15 protein-coding genes and 1 pseudogene are annotated in these 15,360 nt (G+C 63.5%); 11 read left to right on the top strand and 5 right to left on the bottom strand.

From position 1 onward, the window contains the following. Window positions 1–474 (top strand): response regulator transcription factor (locus LB566_RS29555; protein WP_224629630.1); only part of this gene is annotated, 474 nt, incomplete at its 5' end. A gap of 87 nt (window positions 475–561) precedes the next feature. On the opposite strand, the gene LB566_RS29550 is transcribed toward LB566_RS29555, so the two are convergent. After that, window positions 562–729, bottom strand: a complete 168-nt coding sequence (locus LB566_RS29550; protein ID WP_140554276.1) for a hypothetical protein — start codon at window positions 727–729, stop codon at window positions 562–564. Between the two features lie 216 nt (window positions 730–945). Between LB566_RS29550 and LB566_RS29545 the strand changes: the two genes are divergently transcribed. Both LB566_RS29545 and LB566_RS29540 read left to right on the top strand, forming a co-directional pair. Continuing rightward, window positions 946–1,218, top strand: coding sequence for a hypothetical protein (locus tag LB566_RS29545; protein WP_224629629.1), 273 nt, complete (start codon window positions 946–948; stop codon window positions 1,216–1,218). Between the two features lie 273 nt (window positions 1,219–1,491). Next, window positions 1,492–1,956, top strand: a complete 465-nt coding sequence (locus LB566_RS29540) for a L,D-transpeptidase (RefSeq protein WP_140554277.1) — start codon at window positions 1,492–1,494, stop codon at window positions 1,954–1,956. Between the two features lie 151 nt (window positions 1,957–2,107). Here LB566_RS29540 and LB566_RS29535 read toward each other — a convergent pair whose 3' ends face one another. Both LB566_RS29535 and LB566_RS29530 read right to left on the bottom strand, forming a co-directional pair. Beyond that, entirely contained in the window at window positions 2,108–5,191 is a 3,084-nt protein-coding gene (locus tag LB566_RS29535; RefSeq protein ID WP_224629628.1) for an efflux RND transporter permease subunit, read from the bottom strand. After that, window positions 5,188–6,501, bottom strand: coding sequence for an efflux RND transporter periplasmic adaptor subunit (locus tag LB566_RS29530; RefSeq protein WP_224629627.1), 1,314 nt, complete (start codon window positions 6,499–6,501; stop codon window positions 5,188–5,190). Before LB566_RS29530 ends, LB566_RS29535 begins: the two co-directional genes overlap by 4 nt. 145 nt (window positions 6,502–6,646) lie before the next feature. Between LB566_RS29530 and LB566_RS29525 the strand changes: the two genes are divergently transcribed. Further along, window positions 6,647–7,216 carry a TetR/AcrR family transcriptional regulator gene (locus LB566_RS29525; protein WP_140554282.1) on the top strand — a complete coding sequence of 190 codons (570 nt, stop codon included), beginning with the start codon at window positions 6,647–6,649 and terminating at the stop codon, window positions 7,214–7,216. 29 nt (window positions 7,217–7,245) lie between these two features. Here LB566_RS29525 and LB566_RS29520 read toward each other — a convergent pair. After that, window positions 7,246–7,400, bottom strand: a pseudogene (locus tag LB566_RS29520) (acetoacetate decarboxylase family protein); the annotation flags it as partial. An 88-nt stretch (window positions 7,401–7,488) separates the two neighbouring features. Here LB566_RS29520 and LB566_RS29515 point away from each other — a divergent pair. The 7 genes from LB566_RS29515 (at window position 7,489) to LB566_RS29485 (ending at window position 14,146) form a co-directional block, all read left to right on the top strand. Then, a complete protein-coding gene (locus LB566_RS29515) occupies window positions 7,489–8,277 on the top strand; it encodes a 3-hydroxybutyrate dehydrogenase (RefSeq protein WP_224629625.1) in 789 nt (262 codons plus the stop codon). A gap of 117 nt (window positions 8,278–8,394) precedes the next feature. Then, window positions 8,395–8,610, top strand: a complete 216-nt coding sequence (locus LB566_RS29510) for a hypothetical protein (protein WP_224629621.1) — start codon at window positions 8,395–8,397, stop codon at window positions 8,608–8,610. 315 nt (window positions 8,611–8,925) lie between these two features. Next, window positions 8,926–10,254 carry an NAD(P)H-dependent oxidoreductase gene (locus LB566_RS29505; RefSeq protein ID WP_224629620.1) on the top strand — a complete coding sequence of 443 codons (1,329 nt, stop codon included), beginning with the start codon at window positions 8,926–8,928 and terminating at the stop codon, window positions 10,252–10,254. A 2-nt stretch (window positions 10,255–10,256) separates the two neighbouring features. Next, complete coding sequence (locus tag LB566_RS29500) at window positions 10,257–11,285, top strand: thiamine pyrophosphate-dependent dehydrogenase E1 component subunit alpha (protein WP_224629619.1); 1,029 nt, start codon at window positions 10,257–10,259, stop codon at window positions 11,283–11,285. Beyond that, entirely contained in the window at window positions 11,285–12,283 is a 999-nt protein-coding gene (locus LB566_RS29495) for an alpha-ketoacid dehydrogenase subunit beta (RefSeq protein WP_224629618.1), read from the top strand. Before LB566_RS29500 ends, LB566_RS29495 begins: the two co-directional genes overlap by 1 nt. A 3-nt stretch (window positions 12,284–12,286) precedes the next feature. After that, complete coding sequence (locus LB566_RS29490) at window positions 12,287–13,663, top strand: pyruvate dehydrogenase complex dihydrolipoamide acetyltransferase (RefSeq protein WP_224629617.1); 1,377 nt, start codon at window positions 12,287–12,289, stop codon at window positions 13,661–13,663. A 114-nt stretch (window positions 13,664–13,777) separates the two neighbouring features. Next, window positions 13,778–14,146, top strand: coding sequence for a hypothetical protein (locus LB566_RS29485; protein ID WP_140554291.1), 369 nt, complete (start codon window positions 13,778–13,780; stop codon window positions 14,144–14,146). 18 nt (window positions 14,147–14,164) lie between these two features. Here the strand turns inward: LB566_RS29485 and LB566_RS29480 are convergent, their stop codons facing one another. Further along, on the bottom strand, window positions 14,165–15,142 hold the full coding sequence (locus tag LB566_RS29480; protein ID WP_224629614.1) for a sugar-binding transcriptional regulator: 978 nt from the start codon (window positions 15,140–15,142) through the stop codon (window positions 14,165–14,167). Window positions 15,143–15,360 lie beyond the last annotated feature (218 nt).

Here is a 15,360-nt window from a genome sequence, read left to right as displayed (position 1 = left end):
GGCGAGGGCGGGCCGGATTTCATCCTGATCTGCCGGCCGGCCGATCTCGTCGACAAGGTGCTTGCGCTCGAGCTCGGTGCCGCCGACGTCATCGAAAGTCCGCTCAATGTCAGGGAACTCGCTGCCCGCGTCGGCGGCCTGCTGACGCGGCGGGGCAGGGCCGCCCAGGAGCTGATCGTGCTGGAGAACGCGACCGTCGATTTGAAATCGGCCATCGTCATGCACCGCTCGGGCACGGAGGAGCAGCTTTCGCCCGGCCAGGTGGCGCTGCTTCGGCTGTTCCTGGCCAGTCCCCGCAAGGTGCTGACGCGCGACGACATAATTGCGGCGGCGCCGGCCGAGAATGCCGACGCCTTCGACCGCTCCATCGATTCGCGCATCGTGCGGCTGCGCCGCAAGCTCGATACGGAAGCCATCACCACCATACGCGGCGCCGGCTACCGTTTCGATCCGCCGGCGCAATTCGCCGATTAACGGCCCGGCGCTCACGTCATTCCCCTGGCTGAGCATCGGATTTCCCAGAACCGGTTTTTTTCACCTTGGGCCCGATTGCCATGCGGCTCAGCGCACCACCAGTAGCGATGGCCCCGACGGCATGTCGCCGCTTGTCGCGAACTCGCCTGCATGCGCGCGCTCTTTCAAGAGCACCGTGGCAAGCCCGGCAAAACCGAGCAGGCCCTGTGCGTAGAGCAGTGCCGAAAGCACCGAAGCTGCAAGTTTCGTTTTCATTGCATCAATCCCCCAGTAATTCATGTTGCGGCGGCTTGTTTTCCGAAGACCAGCGCTCCTCTTGGTGGGCGCGTGTCGCTTCGGCGTACTTCACGAAACTCCCGAAGTGCCCGCGCCGTCTACGGAGCCCCCCGTCACGGCGCGGGCCTTCGGTCCTCTCAGCAGCAAGTTGCCGGAGGGGCCGCGCAATGCCAGCAGCCGAAGGCCAACCCGCCAGTGGGCCTTGAGCCGGACGATGCGCAGGCTGGAACAATCCAGACCGTGGCACAAAACAGTACGGTATGCAGGGTTGAGATCTCACTCGAACTCATCGCCGCGAGGCTGGCCATGGAACCGTCGGCAACCGTGCCGGCGCCGCTGATGGCTGCTGCTGCGATGCTGATCCCGAGAAACCAGGACCACATATTCGTTTTCGTTCCCGTGGTCGTTGCCGTCTGCTTTCGTTACGTCAACTCTGCCGGCGGCCTGTATCCGCTTCATGCCGCCTGAAGTAGCGCTTTGTTGCAGATCAGTTTCGAAATTGAGCCTCAGTCTTTCATCTTGGGGAAATTCGAACTTTCGTTTCGGGCTGAATACCTATGTGCCGTGTCCTGTGCGAGTTGACAGCTTCGATGTCCGCCATTTTTGGCTTAGGTTCTGTTAACCAGAGGAAACACATTCGAAACACAAACGAGCATTTCACGAAATCTCACCGAAACATGATGCACGGATAAGCCGCTCATCGAATTTGGGGCCGGCCAGACCGGCAGAGAGAGGGACATCATGCATACTGCTATTTCCGCCAAGCTCATCAACATCACCGCCGCCGCTGCCCTGACGGGCGCGGCACTTCTGTTGGGCGCCGGCACGGGTACCGCGCATGCCGCCAACAAGATCGTGGCGCGCGTCTCGCTTTCGCAACAGGTCATGGAAGTCTCGGTCGACGGCCGCCCGGCCTTCGCCTGGAAGGTTTCCACCGGTGACAGGGCGCATGTGACGCCGACCGGCTCGTTCAAGCCGACGCGCATGCATGAAATGTGGTATTCGAAGAAGTACGACAACGCGCCGATGCCGCATTCGGTGTTCTTCAGCGGCGGCTATGCGGTGCATGCGACTTATGCCATCAAGCGGCTTGGCCGGCCGGCCTCACATGGTTGCGTGCGGCTGCATCCCGACAATGCCGCCGATTTCTACCAGCTCGTCGAGACCTTCGGGCCGGCCAACACCAGCATCGTCATCGTCAAGTAGCAGGCTGGCAACGGGTCGGCACAGCAGCCATATCCGTTCAGGGCTCCCGCCGGAACATCTTTTCGCGGCAGTCGAGAACAGCCAAAAAAGAGGCCGGGGTGTTCCGGCCTCTTTTTTTGTTAGTTTTGTTAGTTCGGCAATGCCGTTTCCATTAGCTCGGCAATGCCGGCATCAGTTTTGGATCCGGCTTCTCTGCCACCTCGGGCAGATCCTTGCTGGCAATGAAGGTATAGAACATGGGCACGACGAAGAGCGTGAACATGGTGCCTACCAGGATGCCGGTGAAAATGACCAGGCCCATCGAATAGCGGGCAGCCGCGCCGGCGCCGCTGGACGTGATCAGCGGCACCACGCCAAGCGCCATCGCCGCCGTCGTCATCAGGATCGGCCGCAGCCTCACCTTGGCCGAAGCGATGATGGCGTCGCGCCGCCGCATACCGTGGATCTCGCGCTGCTGGTTGGCAAACTCGACCAGCAGGATGCCGTGCTTTGTGATCAGGCCGATCAGAGTGATCAGTCCGACCTGCGTGTAGATGTTGAGTGTGCCGAGGCCCAGATTGAGCGGCACGATGGCGCCGAAGATCGACAGCGGCACCGCCATCATGATGATCAGCGGATCACGGAAGCTTTCGAACTGCGCCGCCAGCACCAGATAGATGACGATGACGGCCGCCCCGAAAGCGATCAGGATCGTATTGCCCTGTTCCTTCTCCTGCCTGGACTGGCCCGAATAGTCGATGAAGAAGGTGTCGGGCAGGTTCTCCCTGGCGATGTCCTCGAGGACTTTCAATCCGTCGCCGGTGGTGACGCCGGGCAGCGGCAGCGCCGAGATGGTAGACGAATTCAGCTGGTTGAACTGCTCGATCGCGGCCGGCGACGCATTGGTCGAGATCTTCACCACCGCCGACAGCGGCACCATCTCGCCCGTCACGCTGCGTACGAAGTATTCGCCAAGCTTTTCGGGATTGTCGCGGAATTCTTTCGGCACCTGCGGGATGATGTCGTAGCTGTTGGAGTCGCGGTCGAACTGCGCCACTTCGGCGCCGCCGACCAGCAGCGTCAGCGTCCGGCCGATATCGGCGATCGGCAGATTCAGCGCCGCGGCGCGGTCGCGGTCGATGGTCACCGTCACCTGCGGCGCATCGTAGGCCATCGAATTCTGCACGACGATGAAGCGGCCGGAGGCCTGTGCCTTGTTCTTGATCTGCTCGGCCACGTCGTACACTTCCGAGGCGTCGCCGGTCGATCGCACCACCAGGGCGATGGGCAGGCCGCCGCCGGAGCCCGGCAGCGTCGGCGGCGCAAAGACGAAGGCCTGGACGCCCGCCACCTTGGCGAGACGGGCTGTGATGTCGGCCTGCAGCTCCTTCGAGTTGCGCTTGCGCTCCGCCCAGTCCTTGAAGGCGAAACCGACGAACGCACTGTTCGTCGTGCCGCCGAACGCGACGGCCGAGAACTGCGCCCGCGTTTCGGGAATATCCTTCACTAGACCGAGCATCTGGTTGACGTAAGTCTCGGTGTAGTCGGATGTCGCGTAACGCGGCGCCGTTACAAGCGAGAGCAGGAAGCCCTGGTCTTCTTCCGGCGCCAGTTCGGTTGAGGTCTTGGTGAACATGAAGCCGGTCACGCCGACAAGCGCCAGCACGATGATCAGCGTCAGCGGGCGATAGTTGAGCGACCCGGTGACGGCCCGCTCATAGACGTGTTCGACCCGCGCGAAAGTGCCGTCGACAATGCGCTGGAAACGGCCTGGCGTGCCGGACTTCAGCAGGCGCGCCGACATCATCGGCGTGATGGTGATGGCGATCACGCCGGACAGCACCACCGAGCCGGCGAGCGTGACCGCGAATTCGCGGAACAGCGCGCCGGTCAGGCCGCCGGTGAAGGCCAATGGCGCGAACACGGCGGCCAGCGTCATGGTCATGGCAACGATGGCGGTGGCGATCTCGCGCATGCCGTTGAAGGCCGCCTGCATCGGCGACATGTGGTCCTCTTCCATGTGGCGGTGGATATTTTCCACCACCACGATGGCGTCGTCGACGACGAGGCCGATCGCCAGAACCATGGCGAGCAGCGACAGAAGGTTGATCGAATAGCCCACCGCGAACAACAGGAAACAGACGCCGATCAGTGACAACGGGATGGTGACGATGGGCATCATCACCGAACGGAAAGAGCCCAGGAACAGAAGGATAACGACGACGACGATGGCAACAGCCTCGCCGATGGTCTTGAACACTTCGTCGATCGAGGCGCTGATCTGCCCGGTCGCGTCGTAGACGATCTCGATCGTCATGCCTTTCGGCAGCGTCTCCTGGATTTGAGGCACCAGCTTGGTGAGCGCCGCCGCCGTGGTCAGAGGATTGGCAGCCGGGGTCGGGAAGATGGCGAGGAAGGTGCCTGGCTTGCCGTTGAAGGAGACCCTGGTGTCTGTGTTCTCGGCGCCGAGTTCGACACGAGCGACATCGCGCAGCCGCACCACATTGCCGTCGGTCGAGCGCAGCGGCAGCTCGGCGAAGGCTTCCGGCGTCTGCAGCGTCGAGCGCACGGTGATCGAGGAGACGACATATTCGTTCTCGGTGTTGCCGGGCGCCGACAGGAAGTTGGAGTTGTTGATCGCTGTCAGCACCTCCGATGCGGTCACGCCGCGCGCGGCGAGCCTGACCGGATCGATCCAGACGCGCATCGAATATTCCTGGGCGCCGAAGATCTGCACGTCGGCGACACCTTCGACCGTCGACATGCGGGGCCTGATGACGCGCTCGATATACTCGGTCAGCTGCTCCTTCGTCATGTTCGGGTTCTGCATCGAGATGTACATCATCGCGAACTGCTGGCCCGTGCCCTTGACGATGACGGGATCCTTGGAGGCGTCCGGCAAGGTGCCGCGCACGCCCTGGACCTTGGACAGCACCTCGGTCAGCGCGACGTCCGGGTTGGAGCCGAGCTTCATCTGCACCGTCACCGTGCTCGAGGACGGTCGGCTCGACGACGTGACGTAATCGATGTTCTCGGTCGAGGCGACGGCGCGCGCGATCGGAGCGGAAATGAAGCCCTGGATCAGGTCGGCGCTGGCGCCCGGATAGGCCGTCGTGATGGTGATCGCGGTTTCGTCAACCTTCGGATACTGGCGGATCGACAGGCTGAATATGCCCTGGAAACCCAGGAGCAGGATCATGCATGCAAGGACCGTGGAGAGGACGGGCCGGCGAATGAAGAGATCGGAAACGCTCATTGCTGGTCGGCCTGCTTGTTCGCCGATTTGGTTGGGTCGATGGTGTTGTCGACGTTGACGGACATGCCGTTGAAGAGGCGATTCTGACCTGCCGTGACAACCTCATCGCCCGCCTTGAGGCCCTCGACGATCTCGACCATGCCCTCGTTGCGGCGGCCGGGTTTGACGAACACCTGCGACAGGACCAGGGCAGGCTGCTCGCCCCCTGCGGCCGGCTTGGTCTGATCGGCGGCCGTTTTGTCCGCTGGTTTTGCCGCATCGGCGGCAGGCTTCGCGGCTTCGGCCGGTTTGGCATCGGCCGCGGGCTTGGCGTCCGCCGGCTTGTCGGTCGCCGCAGCCGCGGCGGGTTTTGTTTCATTGGTCGGCTGCGCCTCGGCGGGCTTTGCCGGGTGCACCACGAATATGTAGTCGCCATAGAGGCTGGTGGTCAGCGCCGTCTGCGGCAGCGCCAGCACATTCTGCTCCTGGGGCAATTCGACACGCACTTGCACGAACTGGCCGGGGGTCAGCTTGCCTTCGGGATTGGCGACTTCCGCCCGGATGTTCACCAGCCGGCTGGACGGGTCGATCTTGGGATCGATACCGCGAATGGCCCCGGCAAAAGGCATGTCGCCGCCGCTGAGGCCCAGCCGAACCGTCTGCCCGATCTTGAGCAGCGGCAGTTGCTGTTCGGGGACCGTGAAGTCGACCCGCATCGTGTCGAGGTCCTGCAGCGTCACCACGGCGGTGCCGGGCGCCAGATATTGGCCGAGATCGATCTTCGGGATGCCGACGGTGCCGGCGAAGGGCGCCGTCAGCTGCTTCTGGTCGAGCACCGCCTGAAGCCTGTTGACCTGGGATGCCGAAGCGGACGCGGCGGCACGTGCGGTGTCCAGGGTCGAGTCCGAGCCGACACCGCGCTTGGTCAGTTCGAGTGCGCGGGTCAGCGATGTCTGATCGAGCGCCGCCTGCGCCTTCTGTGCCGCGAGATCGGCGCGCTCTACGGCGTCGTCGAGTTGCAGCAGCACCGCATTGGCCGCCACTTTCTCGTTGGCATGGAAGGGGATCTCCTTGACGATGCCGGCGGTCTCGACCGTCAGGTCGACACCGCGCACGGCGCGGACCGTGCCGATTGCCTCGATGCCCGGCGTCCAGTTCGACGGCTTGACGATGGTTGTCGACACGGTTGCCGCTGGCGGCTTCATCGTGGCGAAATATTGCTTGATGCCGTTGTCACGCAGGAAATTGAACCCGACGATGCCGCCGACCACGATGACGAGCACGGCCAACACAAGAATGATGATAACGAAACGGAGTATGCGCTTGAACAAGGAAGTCCCCTCAGTCGAAATCCGGCGCGAAGCGCGGATATCGGGACACATATCGACTGCGGGCCCCGATTTCAAATGACCGCGGTCTTACTGTACCGTCTGGACGGTCTTGTCAATTGGGCCTAAGCTTGCGATGGGAGGCGCCATGAAAGCCCAACGAACGAACTCGCGCGAGAGGATTCTCGCTGCGGCGGCGGACGTCGCACGGGAATCCGGCCCCGGTAGCCTGTCCCTGGATGCCGTCGCCAGCCGCGCCGGCGTATCGAAGGGCGGACTGCTCTACAATTTCCCGACCAAGGCCAAATTGATGCAGGGCCTGGTCGAAGGCTATCTGCGCGAATTCGAGCAGGCGCTGGAGACCGCCAACAGCAACGACAAGGGCGCAAACCCGCTCGCCGTCTACATCAGGCTTTCGGCCAAGGATTGCGAGGACAAGCAGCCATCGGCCTCGTGGATATTTTCGGCGATCGCCGAGGATCCGGACTTCATGTCGCCGATAAAGACCTTCAAACGACAACTGTTCCAACGACTGAAGAGCGAGACGCCGGATCTCAAGTCGCTGCTGGTCTGCTATCTCGCCATCGAAGGCCTGCGCAGCATGAACCTGTTCGACGCGGATGTGCTTTCCCCAGACGAGCGGCAATTGCTGGTGTCGTCGCTGCTGGAAATCGCCGGATCGTCCGATGTCGGCCCTGCCCGGGCCAAGCGACCCTGACGGACCATCAGGGCGGTTCGGTGTCTACGCAATTCCGGAGGAAAAACCGCGCTCCCGCCGGCGATCGGCGCGTCCTCGTCGAGGTAGATCGGGTGGACATAGCCGCCATGCTGGCCTTGTAGCGCACCGGGATGACCTGGCCGGTCTCGGTGTAGTCGCCGAAGCCGGTCGGTTCGGGCATGCGCGGATATATGGCTGTGGCATCGTCATGTTGCGGCGCACAAGAACGCGTTCTATCTTTCGTGTTCCCTCCCACCATCGCGAGATCACCCATGGGTTCCCTGTCTTCGAAGAATGCGCTCGTCACCGGCTCGACCAGTGGCATCGGCCTGGCTATCGCCCGCGCCTTCGCCGCTGAAGGCGCCAATCTCACCATCAACGGCCTGGGCGACGCCACGACGATCGAGCAGGAGCGCGCCGGCATCGAGAAGGATTTCGGCGTCAAATGCCGCTACTCCGACGCCAACATGATGGACGGCGCGGCGGTCAGCGCGATGGTGCATGAGGCGGAAGAGGGGTTCGGCAGCCTCGACATCCTGGTCAACAATGCCGGCATCCAGCATGTCGCGCCGATCGAGGAATTCCCCGACGATAAATGGGAAGCGATCATCCGCGTCAACCTGGTGTCGGCCTTCCACGCGATCAAGGCGGCGCTGCCCGGCATGAAGAGCCGCAAATGGGGCCGCATCATCAACACGGCTTCGGCGCATGCGCTCGTCGCCTCGCCGTTCAAATCCGCCTATGTCTCGGCCAAGCACGGCATATCAGGCCTGACCAAGACGGTGGCGCTGGAAGTGGCGCAGGAGGGCATCACCGTCAACGCGATCGCGCCCGGCTATGTCTGGACGCCGCTGGTCGAGAAGCAGATCCCCGACACGATGAAGGCGCGCGGCATGACCGAGGAACAGGTCAAGCGCGATGTGCTTCTGGCAGCGCAGCCGACAAAGGAATTCGTCGCCGTCGAGGACCTTGCCGCCCTGGCGCTGTTCCTGTGCTCGGATTCAGCCAGGCAGATCACTGGCGCGACCTTGCCGATGGACGGCGGCTGGACGGCACAATAAAGCCCAGGCGAGGCGTCCTGTTTCCGGCTAATGCCTTCGGGAGCCGGCAAGCGGTTGCAAGTGCCACAGGACCGGTCGGTCCTCCTGTTTATGCACCGCCCGCCATTCGGCATCCCCATGCCGGTGCTCGACGAGGTCAGGCTGACCGACGCCGATGCCCTTCAAGAGCTACTCCAACGCCATGGTAATCACATCTTCATCGGACATGTCCACCGGCTGATCGCCGGCAACTGGCGCGGCATTCCGGTCAGCACGCTGCGCTCGATTTCTCGGAAAGCTGGAGTCTCGGCCACGAACCGCCGCCTACGCCGTGATCTTGGTCGACGCGGATGAGGTGATCATCCATTTTCACGATTTTCCGGTTGGCTAACACTTAGCCAAGGCGAATGCCCGTTCTCCCGTCACACGCCCAGCGCCTCGACTTCGGGACGCGTACGTGCGTCTTGAGCCCGGATTTTTCCGGGCCCGAATGCGTCGAACCGTCGCGAGCCGTTTGATTGTCCGATTTGCTGGCTTTCCCACCTCGCCGACGATGCTGGGAACTGCTGCAAAAGCGCTACGAATCTGGACATTAGTCTTGACAGAAATACAGATGTTCAATACCCCGTCAGGTGATTGAATAGCAGCATTACGGGAGGAATGAGCGATATGGCTTCCAATGTTTCGTTGACGGGCCTTGCCCGTGATCTCGAGGTGCGGGCCAAGTCGGGCAAGCCGATCCGCATCGGCCTGATCGGTTCGGGCGAGATGGGAACCGACATCGTCACCCGCGTCGCCCATATGTCCGGCATCGAGATCGGCGCCATTTCCGAGCTGAACCTGCCGGCGGCCAGCAAGGCCGTGGATATCGCCTTCCAGGAAACCGGGCATGCGCGCGAGGTGTCGAACGCCTCGGCGATGACGGCCGCCATGGAGGCCGGCAAGGTGGCGGTCACCAACGACGCCAGCCTGGTCATCAACAATGACCTGATCGACGTCGTCATCGACGCCACCGGCGTTCCCGCCGTCGGCGCCGAGATCGGCTTGCGCGCCATGGAGCACGGCAAGCATCTGGTGATGATGAATGTCGAGGCCGACGTCACCATCGGCGCTTATCTGAAGAGCGAGGCCGACCGGCTCGGCGTCACCTATTCGCTGGGCGCCGGCGACGAGCCGTCCTCCTGCATGGAACTGATCGAGTTCGTCTCGGCGATGGGCCATCCGATCGTCGCCGCCGGCAAGGGCAAGAACAATCCGCTCAACATCGATGCCACGCCGCCCGACTACGAGGAAGAGGCCCAGCGCCGGCACATGAATGTGCGCATGCTGGTCGAGTTCGTCGACGGCTCCAAGACCATGGTCGAGATGGCGGCGATCGCCAATGCCACTGGGCTGGTGCCCGACAAGGCCGGCATGCACGGCCCGGCGGCGACGCTCGGCGAATTGTCCAAGGTGCTGGTGCCGCAGAAGGATGGCGGCGTGCTGTCGAAGGTCGGCGTCGTCGACTACTCGATCGGCAAGGGTGTCGCGCCCGGCGTGTTCGTCGTCGCCGACATGTCGCATCCGCGCATTTCGGAGCGCATGGAAGATTTGAAGATGGGCAAGGGGCCGTACTTCACCTTCCATCGGCCCTACCATCTGACCTCGCTCGAAGTGCCGCTGACCTGCGCCCGCGTCGTGCTCTACGGCAAGGCCGACATGGTGCCGCTGGCAAAGCCGGTGGCCGAAGTCGCAGCCGTGGCCAAGAAGGACATGAAGCAGGGCGAGAAGCTCGATGCGATCGGCGAATATTGCTACCGTGCCTGGATCATGACGGCGCCGGAAGCGCATGCCGCCAGGGCTATTCCCTGTGGCCTGCTGCAGGGCGGTTCGGTGACGGCGCCGATCAAGAAGGGCGAGCTCATCACCTACGCCAATGCCGCCCCGGCCCCGGGTTCCAAGATCGCCGAACTGCGCGCGCGCCAGGACAAGCTCGTCTACGGAACCGTGGAGGCGTGATCATGGCCGCAGCCAGCAAAGCCGTCGCGGACAGCCGCGCCAACCTGCCCTTCGTCTATCGCCAGTACAGCGCCGAGCAGCTCAGAGAGGTGCTCTACAAGATGTACCTCATCCGCCGCTTCGAAGAGGGCGCGGAGGAGAGCTACACGCGCGGCCTCATCCACGGCACTATGCATCTGTCGATCGGCCAGGAAGCCAGCGCCATGGGCATCTGCATGCCGCTCGGCGAGGATGACCAGATCACCTCGACGCATCGCGGCCATGGCCACTGCATCGCCAAGGGCGCCGAGGTCAAGCGCATGTTCGCCGAGTTCTTCGGCAAGACCACCGGCTACTGCAAGGGCCGCGGCGGCTCGATGCACATCGCCGACGTCGCCAAGGGCAATCTCGGCGCCAACGGCATTGTCGGCGGCGGCATTCCGATCGCCGTCGGGGCGGCGCTCTCCTCCAAGATGATGAAGACCGGCAAGGTCGTGGTCTCCTTCTTCGGCGACGGTGCCAACAATGAGGGCGCTTTCCACGAGGCGCTCAACATGGCGGCGATCTGGAAGCTGCCGGTGATCTTCGTGTGCGAGAACAATGGCTACGGCATGTCGACGTCGACGGCCCGCTCGACCGCGGTCAAGAACATCGCCGAGCGCGCCGCCGCCTATTCGATGCCCGGCGTCATCGTCAACGGCAACATTTTTTCGGAGGTGGCCGAGGCGTCCTACAGAGCCGTCGAGCGCGCCCGCGCGGGCGAGGGGCCGACGCTGATCGAGTCCAAGACCTACCGCCATCGCGGCCATTCCAAGAGCGACCGCAACCGCTATCGCACCAAGGAGGAGATCGAGGACTGGATGTCGAACCGCGATCCGATCACCCTGTTCGAAAGCGAACTGCGCGATTTCGGCTTCATCGACGACAAGGGCATCGAGGCCATTCGTGACGCGGTGGCCAAGGAAATCGCCGACGGCATCGAGTTCGCCAAGGCGAGCCCGTCGCCCGATGTCAGCGAGACCGGAAATTACGTATATACGGAGCAGGTGTGATGGACGCGATGGTGCGTGAACTGAGCTACGCCCAAGCGATCCAGGAAGCCATGTCGATCGCCATGGACATGGACGAACGCGTCTTCCTGATGGGCGAGGATATCGGCGTCTATGGCGGCGCCTTCCAGGTGACCGGCGATCTGGTCGAGCGCTACGGCGCGGACCGGGTGATGGACACGCCGATCTCGGAACTGGGCGGCGCGGGCGTCGCGGTGGGTGCGGCCCTCACCGGGATGCGGCCGATCTTCGAGTTCCAGTTCTCCGACTTTGCCACGCTCGCCATGGAGCAGATCGTCAACCAGGCGGCGAAGATGCGCTTCATGCTGGGCGGCGAGGTTTCGGTGCCCGTCGTGATGCGCTTTCCTGCCGGTTCGGGCACCGGTGCCGCCGCGCAGCACAGCCAGAGCCTCGAGGCCTGGCTCGGCCATGTGCCGGGCCTGAAGGTCATCCAGCCGGCGACGCCGCACGATGCCAAGGGCATGCTTTTGGCTGCCGTCGCCGATCCCGATCCGGTGATGATCTTCGAACACAAGCTGCTCTACAAGATGAAGGGCCCGGTTCCGGAAGGCTACTATACGGTGCCGATCGGCAAGGCCGATATACGCCGCGAGGGGCGCGATCTCACCATCGTCGCCACCTCGATCATGGTGCAGAAGGCGCTCGACGCCGCGGCCGCGCTGGAGGCGGAAGGCATCGATGTCGAGGTCGTCGACCTCAGGACCATCCGGCCGATGGACAAGCAGACCGTCATCGACAGCGTCAAGAAGACGTCGCGGCTGATGTGCGTCTATGAAGCGGTCAAGACGCTCGGCATCGGCGCCGAGGTCAGCGCGATGATCGCCGAGAGCGAGGCGTTCGACTATCTCGACGCGCCGATCGTGCGGCTGGGCGGCGCCGAGACGCCGATCCCCTACAATCCGGAGCTGGAGAAAGCGACGGTGCCGCAGGTTCCCGACATCATCACCGCCGCGCGCGACCTCGTGAGAGGGGTCCGCTGAGAGATGCCGACCGAAGTCATTCTCCCCAAGGTCGACATGGACATGGCGACCGGACAGATTTCGCGATGGTTTGCCACCGAGGGCCAGCAGGTCAAGAAGGGCGACGTGCTGTTCGAGATCGAGACCGACAAGGCGGCGATGGAAATCGATGCGCCGGCCAGCGGCATCCTGCGCGATGTCTCCGGCAAGGAGGGCGTCGATATCCCCGTCGGCGCACCGGTTGCCTGGATCTATGCCGATGATGAAGCCTATGGGATTGGTGCTGCTGAGGCCAAGCAGGACAAGGCGCCAATCTCTCCACCCGTGGGGGAGATGTCGACGAAGTCGACAGAGGGGGGCGCTGCCCCTCCGTCCTCTCAGCGCGAGGCGCCCCCCTCTGCCCTGCCGGGCATCTCCCCCACAAGGGGGGAGATCGGCCAATCGCCATCTGTTGCGCGCGCAACGCCGTTAGCCCGGCGCCTGGCGCGTGAAGCCGGCCTCGTCCTCGCCAGTATTGCCGGCACCGGCCCGCATGGCCGCGTGGTCAAGGTGGATATTGACGCGGCGATCGCTAAGGGCGGCGCCAAGGAAGCCCCAGCGGTGGCTCCTGAAGCTCCCGCCGCTATCGCATCGGCTCCAGCGCCAAAGCCGATGTCGGACGATCAGGTGCTGCGCCTGTTCGAGGAAGGCTCCTATGAACTGGTCCCGCACGACAACATGCGCAAGACCATTGCGCGGCGGCTGGTCGAAGCCAAGACCACCATCCCGCATTTCTACCTGACGCTCGACTGCGAACTCGATGCGCTGCTGTCGCTGCGCACGCAGCTCAATGCGGCCGCACCGGTAAAGAAGACCGACAAGGGCGAGGCGCCCGCCTACAAGCTGTCGGTCAACGACATGGTGATCAAGGCGATGGCCATGGCCCTCAAGGCGGTGCCGGATGCCAATGCCTCGTGGACCGAGAGCGCCATGGTCAAGCACAGGCATGCCGATGTCGGCGTCGCCGTGTCGATCCCCGGCGGCCTGATCACGCCGATTATCCGCAAGGCGGACGAAAAGACGCTGTCGGTGATCTCCAACGAGATGAAGGACCTGGCCAGCCGCGCGCGCAGCCGCAAGCTGAAGCCGGAGGAGTATCAAGGCGGCACCACGGCGGTGTCGAACCTTGGCATGTTCGGCATCAAGGACTTTGCCGCCGTCATCAACCCGCCGCATGCGACGATCCTGGCGGTGGGCGCCGGCGAGGAGCGGGCGGTGGTCAAGAACGGCGAGATCAAAATTGCCACGGTGATGTCGGTGACGCTGTCGACCGACCACCGTGCGGTAGACGGCGCGCTCGGCGCTGAACTGCTGGTCGCCTTCAAGAAGCTGATCGAGAACCCGATGGGCATGCTGGTGTAGGTCACGTTGATGTGAACCGGCGTCGAATGATGCGCCGGCTCACCACAGAATCGACTTGTCAGGCGCGAACCCTTCGCCCATGTTTCAGGTGGACTGTGATCAAGGGAGGTCCGCATGCCCGCATTCGATCCATCCGACGTCAGGACCCTGTTCGGCAAGGTGATGGGCGCGTCTCCGTCCGACATCAAGCTGATGGCGCAGCGGCTGCACGATCACGCTTTCGAGCCGCGTATGTCGGCGGACGAAACCAAGCAACTCGTCGCGAATCTCGGCTATGAGAGCCTGGATGCGTTCTGCGCCGACATCGGCCTGCCGGCGCATATCGCGGAGCGCTGGGGCCGCTTCGGCGTTTCCGGCGAGATGAAGCAGGTGTTCACGCTGCTGGCGGCCCAACGCAGACGGGTGGCCGAGGCGATCGCGGAATTCGAATCCATGACCCATGTCGGCGTCGAGGATTTCTTGCGCGAACGCGGCCTTATCTGAGCGGCACTGAAAGCAGCCTCAGCCAGCCTTTGCCAGCAGCGCCGTCGCCGTATCGCTGTCGGTGATCAGCACATTGGTGCTGACGGCCTTCAGCGCGGCCAGGATCGCGGCAACCTTGCGCTTGCCGCCCGCGGCCAGCACGACATTCGGCACCTGGCCGACGACATCGAGATCGATGGCCATGACGCGGCCGTTGACTTCGTGGTCGACCAGCCTGCCTGAGGCATCGACGAAATAGCACAGCATGTTGGCGACGGCGCCCTTTGCCCTCAACGGCGCGATGAGCGACGACGGCACGATGCCGTGACGGAAGATGGTGGCGTCCGGCGACATGTCGCCGACGGTGAGCAGCGCGATGTCGGCGGCGGCAGCGCGCCGGCGCACGTCCTGCAGCGTCGGCTGCGCCCATAGCAGGTCACGCAGCGAGGGGTCGTCGACCGTCACCGGCGCGGTGATCTGATAGCTGTCGACCTCGAAGACGTCAGCGACCTTGGCGGCGACGATCGACGGATTGATCCACTGCGAATGCGGCAGGCTGCCCACGAGCGCCACGACCGAGGCGTGCTTCAGGTGTCGGCGGGCGAGAAAGCCGAGGCTGGCATGCAGCGTCGCGCCGCCGCCGATCGCCAGCGTCATGCCGTCCTGCATCTGCTCGCCGAGATAGGCCGCCACGGCGTGGCCGATCGCCTTCTCCAGGTGCTCTTGCGCCGAAGGCGTCGGGATGACGACGGCGGCGTCGAGACCCCAGCGCTTCTCGAGTGCACGTTCGAGCGCCACCTGTTCGGCGGTCGGCGCGTTGATCATGGTGACGACGATGCCCTCGGCTGTGCACGCGGCCAGCGTGCGCATGACCTTCACCCTGGAGACGTCAAGCTTCTCGGCGATCTGCTCCTGCGTGAAGCCCTCCACATAATAGAGCCACGCCGTCTTGACGTTGAGATCCGACGACACCATCGGCAATCCGGAGCGGGCCGGTCTGGTCTTTTCCACAGGCATCGCTTTTCGTCCTCATGAGCCTTGGCCCCGCATCGCCTCTTCGGAGAAAGGCCGGCCGCGTGTCAACTGGCGCCGGATGTCCGGCGTGTCGATTGTTGCATAGTTTTGTTCATTTGTAATTGACATCGAACATATGAACATATTTTGTATATCTCACGCGCTGTGTCATCCACCAGTCATATGCGCCGTGCAGGGAGGAAGAGACAGGGAACCGGCCG

Origin of the sequence: Mesorhizobium sp. CA13 (assembly GCF_020165235.1) — a bacterium.
GTDB lineage: Bacteria > Pseudomonadota > Alphaproteobacteria > Rhizobiales > Rhizobiaceae > Mesorhizobium.
Note: the sequence above shows the minus strand (reverse complement) of the source record. Positions and strands in the feature narration are given on the sequence as shown.